The organism is Burkholderia pyrrocinia, assembly GCF_003330765.1.
Classification (GTDB): domain Bacteria; phylum Pseudomonadota; class Gammaproteobacteria; order Burkholderiales; family Burkholderiaceae; genus Burkholderia; species Burkholderia pyrrocinia_B.
This window is the reverse complement of the sequence record NZ_CP024903.1, coordinates 1,441,993-1,454,512: the sequence shown is the minus strand read 5'-3', so window position 1 is coordinate 1,454,512 and position 12,520 is coordinate 1,441,993. Positions and strand designations below refer to the sequence as shown.

The 12,520-nt window shown below is 63.7% G+C and carries 18 protein-coding genes; all 18 read left to right on the top strand.

Annotation, left to right across the window (positions count from 1 at the left end; all coding sequences use genetic code 11):
* Nucleotides 1-4 precede the first annotated feature (4 nt).
* Entirely contained in the window at nt 5-706 is a 702-nt protein-coding gene (gene gpM, locus CUJ89_RS24135; RefSeq protein ID WP_114181535.1) for a phage terminase small subunit, read from the top strand.
* Nucleotides 707-801: 95 nt separating this feature from the next.
* Nucleotides 802-1,302, top strand: coding sequence for a head completion/stabilization protein (locus CUJ89_RS24130; RefSeq protein WP_114179912.1), 501 nt, complete (start codon nt 802-804; stop codon nt 1,300-1,302).
* Nucleotides 1,302-1,508 (top strand): tail protein X, encoded by a 207-nt coding sequence (locus CUJ89_RS24125; RefSeq protein ID WP_114179911.1) that lies wholly within the window; start codon nt 1,302-1,304, stop codon nt 1,506-1,508. The genes CUJ89_RS24130 and CUJ89_RS24125 overlap by 1 nt, the downstream gene beginning before the upstream one ends.
* Before the next feature lie 73 nt (nt 1,509-1,581).
* Nucleotides 1,582-1,959 carry a hypothetical protein gene (locus CUJ89_RS24120; RefSeq protein WP_236655071.1) on the top strand — a complete coding sequence of 126 codons (378 nt, stop codon included), beginning with the start codon at nt 1,582-1,584 and terminating at the stop codon, nt 1,957-1,959.
* Nucleotides 1,947-2,351 (top strand): phage holin family protein, encoded by a 405-nt coding sequence (locus CUJ89_RS24115; protein ID WP_060336529.1) that lies wholly within the window; start codon nt 1,947-1,949, stop codon nt 2,349-2,351. Before CUJ89_RS24120 ends, CUJ89_RS24115 begins: the two co-directional genes overlap by 13 nt.
* Before the next feature lie 35 nt (nt 2,352-2,386).
* On the top strand, nt 2,387-2,836 hold the full coding sequence (locus tag CUJ89_RS24110; RefSeq protein WP_114179909.1) for a D-Ala-D-Ala carboxypeptidase family metallohydrolase: 450 nt from the start codon (nt 2,387-2,389) through the stop codon (nt 2,834-2,836).
* Nucleotides 2,833-3,273 carry a protein lysB gene (locus tag CUJ89_RS24105; protein ID WP_114179908.1) on the top strand — a complete coding sequence of 147 codons (441 nt, stop codon included), beginning with the start codon at nt 2,833-2,835 and terminating at the stop codon, nt 3,271-3,273. The genes CUJ89_RS24110 and CUJ89_RS24105 overlap by 4 nt, the downstream gene beginning before the upstream one ends.
* Nucleotides 3,161-3,403, top strand: coding sequence for an Rz1-like lysis system protein LysC (lysC, locus tag CUJ89_RS38605; RefSeq protein WP_236655070.1), 243 nt, complete (start codon nt 3,161-3,163; stop codon nt 3,401-3,403). The genes CUJ89_RS24105 and lysC overlap by 113 nt, the downstream gene beginning before the upstream one ends.
* Nucleotides 3,400-3,876, top strand: a complete 477-nt coding sequence (locus tag CUJ89_RS24095) for a phage tail protein (protein WP_114179906.1) — start codon at nt 3,400-3,402, stop codon at nt 3,874-3,876. The genes lysC and CUJ89_RS24095 overlap by 4 nt, the downstream gene beginning before the upstream one ends.
* A complete protein-coding gene (locus CUJ89_RS24090) occupies nt 3,873-4,346 on the top strand; it encodes a phage virion morphogenesis protein (protein ID WP_114179905.1) in 474 nt (157 codons plus the stop codon). The genes CUJ89_RS24095 and CUJ89_RS24090 overlap by 4 nt, the downstream gene beginning before the upstream one ends.
* A gap of 133 nt (nt 4,347-4,479) precedes the next feature.
* The gene (locus CUJ89_RS24085) at nt 4,480-5,196 is read left to right on the top strand and encodes a phage baseplate assembly protein V (RefSeq protein ID WP_114179904.1); all 717 of its coding nucleotides are present in this window, start codon (nt 4,480-4,482) and stop codon (nt 5,194-5,196) included.
* Nucleotides 5,196-5,570, top strand: coding sequence for a GPW/gp25 family protein (locus CUJ89_RS24080; protein ID WP_114179903.1), 375 nt, complete (start codon nt 5,196-5,198; stop codon nt 5,568-5,570). The genes CUJ89_RS24085 and CUJ89_RS24080 overlap by 1 nt, the downstream gene beginning before the upstream one ends.
* Nucleotides 5,567-6,475, top strand: coding sequence for a baseplate J/gp47 family protein (locus CUJ89_RS24075; protein ID WP_114179902.1), 909 nt, complete (start codon nt 5,567-5,569; stop codon nt 6,473-6,475). Before CUJ89_RS24080 ends, CUJ89_RS24075 begins: the two co-directional genes overlap by 4 nt.
* On the top strand, nt 6,465-7,010 hold the full coding sequence (locus tag CUJ89_RS24070; protein ID WP_114179901.1) for a phage tail protein I: 546 nt from the start codon (nt 6,465-6,467) through the stop codon (nt 7,008-7,010). The genes CUJ89_RS24075 and CUJ89_RS24070 overlap by 11 nt, the downstream gene beginning before the upstream one ends.
* Before the next feature lie 2 nt (nt 7,011-7,012).
* Nucleotides 7,013-10,450 carry a phage tail protein gene (locus tag CUJ89_RS24065; RefSeq protein ID WP_114179900.1) on the top strand — a complete coding sequence of 1,146 codons (3,438 nt, stop codon included), beginning with the start codon at nt 7,013-7,015 and terminating at the stop codon, nt 10,448-10,450.
* Nucleotides 10,447-10,872, top strand: a complete 426-nt coding sequence (locus CUJ89_RS24060; protein WP_114179899.1) for a tail fiber assembly protein — start codon at nt 10,447-10,449, stop codon at nt 10,870-10,872. Before CUJ89_RS24065 ends, CUJ89_RS24060 begins: the two co-directional genes overlap by 4 nt.
* A 50-nt stretch (nt 10,873-10,922) precedes the next feature.
* Nucleotides 10,923-11,255, top strand: coding sequence for a hypothetical protein (locus tag CUJ89_RS24055; RefSeq protein WP_114179898.1), 333 nt, complete (start codon nt 10,923-10,925; stop codon nt 11,253-11,255).
* A gap of 67 nt (nt 11,256-11,322) precedes the next feature.
* Nucleotides 11,323-12,510: a phage tail sheath protein gene (locus CUJ89_RS24050; protein ID WP_114179897.1), complete on the top strand. Its 1,188-nt coding sequence runs from the start codon at nt 11,323-11,325 to the stop codon at nt 12,508-12,510.
* The last annotated feature ends 10 nt before the right edge of the window (nt 12,511-12,520 follow it).

Genomic DNA, 12,520 nt, shown 5'->3' with positions numbered 1-12,520 from the left:
GGTGATGACGCGACATACCCCGATCACTCGGCATTTGATGCGCGTCGCCGCGTCCACCGTCGCGTCCGTCGCCGATCCCGGCGACACGCGCGGCGAGGTCGCGGCGAGCACGCAGCGCTCGCAGGACAGGGCGTACGAGATGATGCGCGCGAAGCTCGCGACGGATCAGCGGCGGTTGAAGGAAACGCAGTCCGTCGAGCGCAAGGTCGAAATCAAGCGCGAAATCCTGCCCGACTACCTGCCGTACATCAGCGAAGTGCTGGAACGTGACGCGGGCGGTCAGGATGACGTGGTGACAACGATCATGCTGTGGCGGCTCGACGCCGGCGACATGGGCGGGGCGATGGATATCGCCCGCTACGCGATCCGCCACGGCCTGACCATGCCTGCGCATTTCGACCGCACGCTGCCGGCGACGGTGGCCGAAGGGTTCGCCGAAACGGCTGACGTGCCGTCGGGCCTGCTGGCCGACGTGATCGACCTGACCGCGCCTTTCGATATGGTCGATCAGATCCGCGCGAAGCTGTTCAAGGCGTACGGCGTGGCGCTGACCGCGGTCGATCCGGATGCCGCGCTTGCCGCGTTTCGCCGGGCATTCGAACTGAACGACAAGATCGGCGTGAAGCGCGATATCGCGCGGCTCGAAGCGCTGCTGTCCGGCAAAGAATCTGCACCCGGTCCCGATGGTGAGGGCTCGGATGCGTAACGCGTCCCTCGCGACGTGGCGGCACGCGTGCCGGGCGGCAGGCATTGCGCCTTGCCAAGCGGCACGCGTCCACCGCCACCCCGAACGGTGCTGCGATGAATGATTTCGTTTCGACCGCACCCGTCCCGGCCGCGACCGCGCCGAAACCGGCCGATCCTGCTGTCGCCTCCGTCATCCCGGGCGATGGATGGTTTCCCGAAATCGATCTGCGCGTCGCACGTGAGGTGATGCGCCTGCAAGACGGCACGATCACCGATGCGCGGTTTCGCGATGCGGTGGTCGAGGGCATCGCGCATACCCGTGACGTGCTCGCCGAGTGGCGCGTGGATCGTGAGCGCGAAGGCGCGGCCGATTTGGCGACGACTCTGAGCGGCGACGTGGACGGCGTGAACGTGCAGGTGTCGCGCTTTCGGCGGGCCGTGTACGCATGGGCGCTGGCGTGGCTGGTTGAGCGCTATCGCGGTTACGACACGTCGGCCAGTGGCACGCGCCGGGCGGAGGCGCTGGATTGCCTGCCGGAAGACGCGCGGCGTGATGCGTATTGGGCTGTGTCGGACATCATGCGCCGCCGACGCGTCACGGTGGACCTGATCTGATGAAGGCACGCGCACAACAAAACGAAACCGTCGACGCGCTCTGCTGGCGTTGGTACGGCCGCACCGATGGCGTGGTCGAGGCGGTGTTAGAGGCGAACCCGGGTTTGGCCGATATCGGCCTGTTTCTGCCGCTCGGGTTCGAGGTCGAAATGCCGGACTCGACGGGGATCGCGGGAACGGCGCCGCTGGTTCAGCTATTCGATTGAGGTTCGTATGCGAAAAGACCCCGGTTTTCAAGATCACGGCGCGCGCGCTGTCGCGTTCCGCGCGCTGTATGCGGTGCTCGCGCTCGTGGTCGTCACGCGCAGCGTGTCGGCGCCGTATGCACTCGCGGACATGATGATGCGGCGGGAGGGTTTGCCGGGTGCAATCCTGACGCTCGCCATGATCGGAATCGCAATGGTGCTGGTGGCCGACGTGCTGCTGAACGGCGTCCTGCCGCGACGTTGCGCGTGCGTGTGGCTCGTGCGGCATCGCCACGGGCTTTACGTCGGCGCGGCGTTCTGCTATCTCGTGCCGCCCTTCGTGTTTGCGCCGATCCTCGGCGACGCGTGGGGCGCTTATGTGCTGTATGTCGGAATGGCCGTTACCAGTCTGGTGCTGGCGTTCCACGATCAATTCGAAAAACGTCATCGGAGGGCTGCGTGCAAAACCTGATTCGGTATCGGTGGGTCTGGCTGGCGGTGGTGTGGCCGCCGTCGGCGTGGGCTGCAACGGTCACGTTCGGCGACGATCTGTCGAGCATCCCGCTCGCGGCCGTGACGCTGTGCCTGTTCCTGTCGTTCATTGGCGGCCTCGCGAGCACGTTGCAGAAGCTTGCGGCCGACGTGGCGCCGGTCCGCTCGATCGGGCTGGAAATCGCCAAGGATCTGGTGGTGTCGCTCGTGGCCGGGCTGCTGGCGTTCTTCGCGTCCGAATGGATGAATTTTCAAGCCGTGCTTGAGGCGGGCGTCATCACGCTGGCCGGATACGGCGGCTCGCGGGTGCTCGATCGGGTGCTCGATCGTGCGTTGCGCGAAGTGGATCGCGGGGCGGATACGGGCCGATAAGGCGCGCACCGCACGCAGGCAATCAGGGAGGCTCTATGCAGTTGACGGACCATTTCACACTCGAAGAACTGACCGCGAGCGACGTAGCGCGCACGCGGCATATCGACAACACGCCGTCGGCCGCGACGGTCGAAAATCTGCGGCGTCTCGCGCAGACGCTGGAACAGGCCCGCGTGCTGCTCGGCGGCAAGCCGATGCAGATCACGTCGGGCTATCGCTGCCCGGCGCTGAATCGCGCGGTCGGCGGCGTCGCCAATAGCGCGCACCTTGGGGGGCTCGCTGCCGATTTCGTATGCTCGAAGTTCGGCGCACCGCTCGATGTGGTGCGCAAGCTGGCGGCGTCCAATCTCGCGTTCGATCAGCTCATTCACGAGGGCGGCCGGTGGGTCCATATCGGCATCGCGGCCGACGGCGTGAAACCGCGTCGTGAGGTGCTGACCGCTCATTTCTGCGGTGAAGCGGCGTCGTACACGGTGGGCGCATGAATCCGATGGTCGCGAAGCTGCTGGCGTTCGGTGCGGCTGCGCTCGTCGCATGGGGCGGCGTTCGCTATGTCCAATCGCTCCGTGCGGACGTTTCGGACGCACAGCAAGCCGCACGCGCCGCACGTGATCAGGTGACGGCTCGCGATCAGACGATTGCGCGACTCGAAGCGAACGCGCGGTCGAACGCCGAACTACAACGGCGGCTCGATACGACGCGCACGCAGATCGGCACGGCACAGGCGCGCATCGAAGCCGCAACCCGGAGAATCCTCAATGAAACGCCCGAATCTCGCGCATGGGCTGATACTGTCCTGCCTGCTGACATTGCCCGCCTGCAAGCAAGCCCCGATCTCACCGGCGCCTGTGATTACCTTCAACGCATGCCAGCCGGTAACGCGGTGCGCGTTGCCTGCGATGGCGCCGCAAACGAACCGTGACATGAATGCGGCCCTGCTGATGACGAAGGCTGCATGGGCGCAGTGCGCGGCGACGGTCGATGCGATCGCCGCCTGCCAGGCACGCGCCGAGCGCGCGGCGACCGTCGCAGATCCGGGCGACGCACGGTGAAAAAGCTCGATTCGTTGCGCGCCGCGATCACGGGCGCGGTTGCGTACCTGCCCGAAAACCCCGATCGGCTGCTCGTGTTCGTTGATGAGGGCGTGATCGAATCGAACGCGTCGCGCGCGCAGTCGTACGTAATTCGCTACGTGGCGCGCATTGTGCTGCTCGATTTCGCCGGATCGACGTTCGCGCTCATGGGCGACATTACCGAATGGGCGAAGCGCAATCAGCCGGATATCGTGCAGAACCCGGACACCCGGCAGAACGGCATCACGTTCGAAGCGGACGTGTTGAACAATGGCGCCGTCGATCTGTCGATCCGCGTCCCCCTGACAGAAAACGTCGTGGTGAAGGTGGCGGGCGACGGTACGCGGTCGTATGCGTCCGTGGACGACAGCGCGCCGGGGAACGCTGATGTTGACTCGGCCGTATGGCTGCTCGACCCGGTTGAAACAATTCTCCAAGCGCGCAGACGGTGACGGACAATCTAACGGCACTCGATTCGTGGGTGGGCGAACTGCTCGCGAAGCTCACGCCCGCGCAACGGCGCGGCGTGCTGCGCGCCATCGTGCGCGATCTGCGGCGCAGTCAGGCGGCCCGCATCGCGAAGCAGACGAACCCGGACGGAACGCCGTTCGAACCGCGAAAGCGTGCATCGGGCAAACGCCCGCCTGCGCGCGCCAGCGCGGGCCGGATCAGGCGGCAGGCCATGTTCATGAAGCTGCGCACGACGCGGTTTATGACGATCGCGGCGACGGCTGACGGCGGCACCGTCGGATTTGCCGGGCGCGTCGCGCAGATTGCAGCCGTCCACCAACACGGCGAGCGTGCCCCGGTGGCGCCGGGCGGCCCGGAATACCGGTATCCCCGCCGTGTGCTGCTCGGCTTCACAGAGCCCGAGCGCGGCATGATTCGCGACCACTACCTCAAACACCTTTCCTCTCGCTGACGCGCGGTCGCGCGCGTCCGTCACCTTTCCCTCGCTGATTTTGTACCCGGCCTGAGCCGTGGCGCCGTCGCTCGCCTGTCGATCGCGCGCGCGGCACGATGGGCGTATCGATTGATACAACGGTGAGGCACACGTGGGACAGGCACAGACGAACGAAGCACAGCGACAACAGCGGAACGGGATTTTGCGCGGCCGCGTGGTCGCGCTCGATCTGGCCGACCCGACCGCGCCCCGGTGCCGCGTTGCCGTCGGCGATCCTGACACCGACGGCGAAGGGTTGACGACGAACTGGCTTCCGTGGAAAGCCACGCGTGCGGGCAAGGTCCGCACATGGAGTGCACCGAGCATCGGCGAGCCGGTGGTGATCGACTGCCCGGGCGGTGATCCGTCGCAAGGCGTTGTGTCCGGCGCCGAGTATGCCGACGACTATCCCGCGCCGAGCACGAGCCCGAGCGAGCACATGATCGTGTTCGCCGACGGCGGCCGGATCGTCTATGACGACGCGAGCCACGCGCTCACGGTTGCTTTGCCGGAAGGTGCCACGATCCATTTCGCCGCGCCCGCGTCCGTGCTGATCGAAACCAAGGCCGCGACGGTCAAGGCGGAAACTGTCACGCTCGACGCACCGCAGACGACATGCAAAGGCGCACTCACGGTCGAAGGGCCGTTCACGTTCCTGAGCGGCGCGACCGGCGAAGCCGGTGAGGGCGGTTCGGGTCCTGTTATGCAGATCCACGGCTCGGCCCATTTCACGGACGACGTAAAGGCTGGCGACATCAGCCTCAGATTCCACCCGCACCAAGCGAAGGGCGAATTCGCGCTCGTGTCGCCGCCGCTCGCGGGGGCGTGATGATCGGCATGAACGCACAGACCGGGCGATACGTTGAAGGTGTGGATCACCTGCGACAGTCGATCGCGGTCATCTTTTCAACGCCGTTGCGCACGCGCGTGAAGCGGCGCCTGTTCGGCTCGGACCTGCCGGACCAGATCGACGCGCCCGGCAATCAGCGCGTACTCACGCAGGTGTATGCGGCCGTCGCAACCGCGTTGATGCGGTGGGAGCCTCGGTTGACGCTCACGCGTGTCTCGATTGATCAGGACGCGATCACGTCCGGCGAATTCGCGGCCGGAACGTTGCCGGTCATCGTGGAAGGCTATACGACGGTGCGCGGTGCTTCTGTTGACTTCCGAACGTCGGTTTCGGTCGAGGGCATCGGAGCATGAGTACGCCGATCGATCTGTCGCGCCTGCCCGCACCCGATGTTGTCGAGGAAATCGATTTTGAGGCAATGCTCGCGGAGCGTAAGGCCGGGTTGCTTTCGCTCGTACCGGACGACCGTCGCGCAGAAGTGGCGGCGGCGCTCGAACTGGAATCGGAACCGATCACGATCATGTTGCAAGAAAGCGTCTATCGCGAAATGTATCTGCGGCAACGCGTGAACGACGCAGCGCGTGCGGTCATGCTGGCGTTCGCGATGGACGGCGATCTTGATCAACTGGCCGCGCTGCTCGGTGTCAAGCGTCTGGAAATCACGCCCGCAGATCCGGAAGCCGGTACCCCGGCCGTGATGGAAGGCAACACCGATCTGCGTTACCGCACGCAGTTGGCACCGCAGGGCTATTCCGTCGCGGGTCCGGAGGGCGCATATCGTTCGCACGCGCTTGCGGCGCATGGCTCAGTGCTCGACGCATCGGCGACGAGCCCGGCGCCCGGTGAAGTGCTGGTGACGGTCTTGTCGCGCGACGGCGACGGCACGCCGTCCAAAGAGGTGATCGACGCCGTGACGGCGGCGCTTCGTGCGGACGACGTGCGCCCCCTCACTGACAAGGTGACGGTGCGTGGTGCAACGATCGTCGGTTACGAGGTCGATGCGGTGCTGTTCACATTCCCCGGGCCGGATTCGAGTGTCGTACTGAAAGAGGCTGCCGCGAAGCTCGCTGCCTACGTCTCTGAAACGCACCGTAACGGCCGTGAGGTCACGTTGTCCGGCATCTACGCTGCGTTGCACGTGAACGGCGTCGAGCGTGTGAAGCTGAACGCGCCGATTGCAGACGTCGAGATTTCCGCCACGCAGGCGCCGTACTGTCGGGCCGTCAAGATCACTCTGGGAGGCGTCTATGGCGGGTGATCTGCTGCCGCCGAATGCGTCGCCGCTCCTGCGTGCAATCGCGGCTGCGAATGCGCGGCTCGGCGAGGTGCCGGTGCCGATCCGCGACCTGATGAACCCGGACACGATTCGGCTCGATCTGCTGCCGTGGCTCGCGTGGCACTTGGGCGTTGTGACGTGGAAAGACGATTGGCCCGAGCGTATCAAGCGCGCCCGCGTGAAGGCCGCTATCCCGATCGCGCGGAAGAACGGCACGGCCGCGGCTGTCCGCGAAGTGGTCGAAAGTTTCGGCGGGAACATCGTCATGCGCGAATGGTTCGAGCACGAACCGGCGGGCACGCCGTACACCTTTGACATGGTGATGACGGTCGCGGCACAGGACGGCAACCCACCGACCGCATCGTATATCGCCGACATTCTCGCGGAAGTGGATCGCGCGAAGCCTGTCCGCGCCCACTACACCTTCACGCAGGGGTTCGCTCTTAGCGGCTCGATCGGTGTCGGCGCTGGCGGACAGGCCGCGCTCTATCGTCGTCTGACGTTGACGGAACAATGAACATGGCAGGGAATTTCATTCGAGTAACCGATGCCGGACGCGCTGCGCTGGTGGCGCAAGGCAACACGGGGACGAACGAGCATCGCGTGACCGAAATCGGTCTGTGTACCGGCGCATTCGTGTTCGATCCGGCGATGACGGTCATGCCGAACGAGCGCAAGCGCGTGAACACGTTCGGCGGCAAGAACGTTGCGAAAGACACGATCCACGTCACGATTCAGGACACGACGAGCGATCAATACTCGTTGTACGGGTACGGGCTCTATCTCGAAAGCGGCGTGCTGGCGGCCGTGTACGTGCAGAGTACCCCGATCATGGAGAAGTCGCCCGCCGCTTACCTGATGCTGGCGTCCGACATGCAGTTTGTGTCGATCGATGCGACGAAACTCGTTTTCGGCGACGCGTCGTTCCTGAATCCGCCTGCATCGGAAACGGTGCAGGGCGTCATCGAACTGGCGACACAGGAGGAGGTCAACGAAGGCAAAGATGCGCTGCGCTCACTCACGCCAAAGACCGCCGCCGCATGGTATGCGCCCCTCATTCGCCCGAAGCTGACCGGCCCGGTTAGCGTCACGTCGGCGCCGAGCGATCAGGACGCGCAGCTCGCCGTCGCCGCTGCGTCCGGTGCGCTCAACCGCGATGCGAAAATTCGCTTTCACGGCACGTTTGCGGCGGGCACGGTGGACACCAATGCGCGGTTCGTCGCGTCGATCCGTTCCGGATATGACGCCGGAACGTGGGGCCGTGAATATCTGGATTTCTGGATCAATCGCACGCCGAACGATGCGAATAGCGACGCCAATCAGATCCGCGCGATGCGGATCACGTACGGCGGCCGGGTCGTCGTCGGCAATCGGGACGACGACGGCGCGACGAAATTGCAGGTCGCGGGTGATGGCACGTTCTCCGGCGGCATCACCTCGTCGGGTCTAGACGCTGGCGGCGCCAATATCCGACTACGGAACGGCCGCGATGTGCTGCTGCGCAACGATGGTTCGAATTTCTATTTTCTGCTGACCAACACAAGCGATCCGAGCGCATCGTGGAACGCCTTTCGACCGTTCACGATCAACGTCGCTACGGGTGCCGTGATGCTGGACGATAGCGGCGTTGGGACATTCGTCGGCGGACAGTTGAACGTCAAGGGCATGCTCAACGTCAGCAATGGCGGCAATGAGGGGCGCGCCATCATCGGCCCGAGCGGCGGGTACTTCTTTGGTAGCGCTTCTGAGGCGGGGTTTTACCTCCCATCGAACGGCGCGATGTTCGCGCTCAACTTCACGCGCAAAAATCTGCACGTCAACGGCAAAGACGTGTGGCACGCCGGGAATTTGCCGAACCCGGCGCAGACGACCGGCTTCACGATGTCCGGGCAGATTCTTGCGGCCGAAGGCACCGTGGACAAACCCGGCATTTCGTTTGTCAACGACGGCGCACCGGACACCGGCTTTTTTCATATTGCCGATGGTGTGTTTGCGGTCGCGAACAACGCGAAGGAAACGATGCGGTTTGTCGCAGGCGCGACGAATCGTGTGTTGATCGGCGGAACGCCCGATGACTTCTACAGCGCACTGCAAGTCGGCGGTGCCGCGTCATTCACGGGTGCGGCACCTGGGAACGGACTTGCCGCAATGGGTTCTGGCGTGTTGCTCGGGAACAATGGCGGGGGCACGATCGTTTTCAAGTCCGCAACGTCAGCGGCGGACATGAAGGTATGGGACTTCAAAGCAGGCGACGGCATTTTTCAAGGCCGGGCTGTTACCGATGGATGGACTTCTGGCGTCCCGTGGATCAACGTCGTTCGGCAGGCCAATAGCAACGTGATCCAGAGCATTGCACTCGCGCCCAATAGCGGCCGGGTGGTGATGGGGCCGACGGCCGATGACGGTTCGAACACGGCGCAGGTGTCCGGCAGCGTGCGCGCGGCAAACTACTTCATCAACAGTCAGGGCGTAGGCGACGCGGGGCTGATCGGCATCTACAAGGGAGCCAACGGACCGAACATCGGTATCTACGGCAGTTCCACGATCGGCGCGGGCGCGCTCACGTTCAGCGCAGGCGGGACCGAACGCGCGCGCGTTACCCCAAGCGGGAAACTCGTCGTCGGTGCGACTGGCGAGGACGGCAGTAGCGCGGTAGTGCAGGCGAATGGCCCGATCAAGGCGTCGAGCGGTGTTGGTGCGCTTGTCGCATCGAACGGTTCTGGCGCGGGGCAAACGTCGATCATCATGCGTCGTGAAGGCGGTGCGACCGATCAGAGGCAGTGGGAATTCCTGCATGCCCCGGACGGCGTGCTTTCCATTCGTACGGTGAACGACGCGTATTCCGCATCACAGAACGCGCTTTCGGTCACGCGCGGAAATGGGTCTGCCGTCGGGAACATGACGCTTATGCAGAACGGCGGGCGCGTGCTGGTCGGCGGCGCTGTTGACGATGGCTCAATTCTCAACGCGGCGGGTCTTGTACGTGGACTTGGATTCGCTGTCGATGGCGGATCGTCGTGGGCGACCGTCTATTTCAAGAACAGCACGAAGACACGCTTCGCCATTGGCAAAACGGACACCGACGATTTCGCAATGACTGCGTGGGCCGACGACGGCACGACACAGTCAAAAGTGCTGGACGTTTCCCGTGGTTCGCAGGTTGTCTCGCTCGCAAAGCGTCCGACATGGGCGGGCGGGCTAATCCCGTTCGACAACGGCAATTTCGACCCAAACGCGAAGGTGAACAAGGCCGGTGACACGATGACGAACGATCTTCGTGTCAAGCAACCGAACACGACTGATGCCAAGGGCATCGTTCTCGTGCGCGCAGATGGTACGGCGCAAGCGTGGCTTCACGGCACGATGTCGGGCGGCGGCTATTCGGCATGGGCAACCATGAAAGCGGACGGCTCGTGGCAGGCAAACCCGATCACGGTATGGAACAGCGACAACCGGGTCGAGTTCGGGTCGGCCACGTACTTCAATGCGGCTCCTGAATTCCGCGATCGGCCCCGCGTAACGCGTGCGGGCTGGCAGGCCGATATCGGCCTTCGAAACAACCGACCGGGTTTCGACTCGTGGACGTACATGCGCGCCCGCGACGGCGGCGGTGTCGAATTCATCAACAACGCATACAACTCCACGACGCTCTCGATAGACGATTGGGGAACGCTGTACCTGAGGGGCGCGCAGATTCTCCAGACAGACGGGAATCTGAATCTGACTTGGCGCGGCCGATTCTTGAGCGCTGAGATTGACGATATCTGGGGAAACATCAATGCACGAGCCAGTGCGGGCGCGCGCGTGCAGTGGGATTCCGGCGTGAACAATTTCGGCACCGTGGATCGCCTTGGCGGCGCACTACCTGCGCCGTGGGTCATGTGCGGCCTGAGCGGTCCCGGCAACGGTACGGCCAATGCAATCGTGGTCTACGGCGTACTTCTGAGAAACCAATGACGAACAAATTCATGCTCACCGTTGAGCAAGCGGCGTTCATTCTGTCGAAGAAATTCCCGCAGCTTGTCCGCTGCAAAGATTATTGGCCCGCGCACCCGGTCGATGAGAAGTCCCTCGAACAAACGAAATCGGCATGGGTGCCGATCTGGGAGCCGCGCGATATTCCGCAGCCGACACCGGACGATCTGTTGAATTGGTGGCCGGAATTCCAGGCGGAATTCGAAGTGATCGACGCCGCCGCGCGTGTGCGTCGCGAGCGCGACGCGCTGCTGTTGCAGGTCGATCCGCTGGTCGAGCGTGCGGCCGACTCTGGCGACGCTGATCTAGAAACCGCACTTCGGAAGTACCGCGCCGCGCTGCGTGATGTTCCGCAGCAGGCCGGATTCCCCCTGAACGTCGTATGGCCGGTTGCGCCTATTTGAGCCGGACAGTTGTCGAAGTACTTATTGAACCTCAATCGGAGATTCCAGCAATGACCCTGAAGAAAGCAATCACCGTCGAACAGTCGGGCGCCCCTGCAAGCATTCACCGCATCGACTCGGTGACGATCAATTTCACCGCCAACAGTACGTCCGTACAGATGTCCAGCTTCTACGACGATGCAGCGCGGCGGGCAAACCGCACGCCGCTCGCAAATTCGATGCTGAGTGTCGAGGGCGTGCCGAAAGCCGGTAAAGACCCGAAGGCGTATGTGGAAGCCGCGCTGGTTTCACCGGTTCCGGAAGGCGAGGACGGCGACGCAACGTTGAAGCAATACGCAACGAACCGTTACGCATTTTCGGGCGCCGAAATCATCGCCGACTGACGCGCAACGCCGATACGTGGTCCAGATCCGGGCCGCGTCAATTCGAAATCAAGGGAGTAAAACAATCATGGCGCAGGACTATCACCACGGCGTATCCGTCGTCGAAGATAACACCGGCGTCCGTCCGATCACGACGATCTCGACGGCCGTTATTGGTGTCGTCTGCACCGGCGACGATGCCGACCCGGTCACGTTTCCGCTGAACAAGCCGGTGCTGCTCACGAACGTCCAAGCGGCGCTCGGCAAGGCTGGCCGCAAGGGCACGTTGTACAAGACGCTCGATGCGATCCAGAAACAGACCCGCCCGTTCACCGTCGTCGTGCGCGTTCTGCAAGGCAAGGATTCGGCGGAAACCACGTCCAATATCGTCGGCACCGTGAACGCCGACGGGACGAAAACCGGGCTCAAGGCGCTCGAATCGGCGCCGTCCGTCGTGCAGGTGAAGCCGCGGATTCTGGCCGTGCCCGGGCTCGATACGCAACCGGTCGCGAATGCCTTGGCGTCCACGGGGCAACTGCTGCGCGCGATGGCGTACGTCGCAGCGCGCAACGAAACGGGCGAACTGGTCGCCACTCCGGAAGAGGCCGTGGCCTACCGGAAGAAATTCGGTCAACGCGAAGTGATGGTGATCTGGCCGGACTTCGTTGCGTGGGACGACGCCACGTCGAAAGAGGTCGAAGTGCCCGCCGTTGCATATGCAGTCGGCCTACGCGCAAAGATCGATCAGCAGATCGGCTGGCACAAGACACTCTCCAACGTCGCGGTGAATGGCGTCGAGGGGATCAGCAAGCCCGTTTCGTGGGATCTGCAAAACCCGGCAACCGATGCCGGTTTGATGAACGAGAATCAGGTCACGACGCTGATCAATCGGAGCGGTTTCCGATTCTGGGGCTCGCGCACGGCGTCCGACGATCCGCTGTTCGCGTTCGAGAACTATGTGCGCACGGCACAGGTTCTGGCCGACACGGTGGCCGAAGCACAGATGGTCGTGATCGACGGTGTGATGGTCCCGGCGCTGCCGCGCGACGTGATCGAGGGCATCAACGCAAAAATGCGTGAGCTGGTGACGAAGGGGCGATTGATCGGTGGCTCGGCGTGGTTCGACGCGGAACAGAACGGCGTCGTTGCACTGAAAGACGGCAAGGCGAGGATCAATTACGACTACACGCCGACGCCGCCGCTGGAAAACCTCACGCTGATCCAGAAGATCACCGATCAGTATCTGGCCGATTTCGCGTCGCAGGTGAACGCGTAACGCACCCGCC

Excerpts from the sequence above, each read along its gene's own strand:
- gpM (WP_114181535.1), top strand. The coding sequence starts at position 5 with ATGACGCGACATACCCCGATCACTCGGCATTTGATGCGCGTCGCCGCG.
- CUJ89_RS24130 (WP_114179912.1), top strand. The coding sequence starts at position 802 with ATGAATGATTTCGTTTCGACCGCACCCGTCCCGGCCGCGACCGCGCCG.
- CUJ89_RS24125 (WP_114179911.1), top strand. The coding sequence starts at position 1,302 with ATGAAGGCACGCGCACAACAAAACGAAACCGTCGACGCGCTCTGCTGG.
- CUJ89_RS24110 (WP_114179909.1), top strand. The coding sequence starts at position 2,387 with ATGCAGTTGACGGACCATTTCACACTCGAAGAACTGACCGCGAGCGAC.
- CUJ89_RS24105 (WP_114179908.1), top strand. The coding sequence starts at position 2,833 with ATGAATCCGATGGTCGCGAAGCTGCTGGCGTTCGGTGCGGCTGCGCTC.
- CUJ89_RS24080 (WP_114179903.1), top strand. The coding sequence starts at position 5,196 with ATGATCGGCATGAACGCACAGACCGGGCGATACGTTGAAGGTGTGGAT.
- CUJ89_RS24075 (WP_114179902.1), top strand. The coding sequence starts at position 5,567 with ATGAGTACGCCGATCGATCTGTCGCGCCTGCCCGCACCCGATGTTGTC.
- CUJ89_RS24070 (WP_114179901.1), top strand. The coding sequence starts at position 6,465 with ATGGCGGGTGATCTGCTGCCGCCGAATGCGTCGCCGCTCCTGCGTGCA.
- CUJ89_RS24065 (WP_114179900.1), top strand. The coding sequence starts at position 7,013 with ATGGCAGGGAATTTCATTCGAGTAACCGATGCCGGACGCGCTGCGCTG.
- CUJ89_RS24060 (WP_114179899.1), top strand. The coding sequence starts at position 10,447 with ATGACGAACAAATTCATGCTCACCGTTGAGCAAGCGGCGTTCATTCTG.
- CUJ89_RS24055 (WP_114179898.1), top strand. The coding sequence starts at position 10,923 with ATGACCCTGAAGAAAGCAATCACCGTCGAACAGTCGGGCGCCCCTGCA.
- CUJ89_RS24050 (WP_114179897.1), top strand. The coding sequence starts at position 11,323 with ATGGCGCAGGACTATCACCACGGCGTATCCGTCGTCGAAGATAACACC.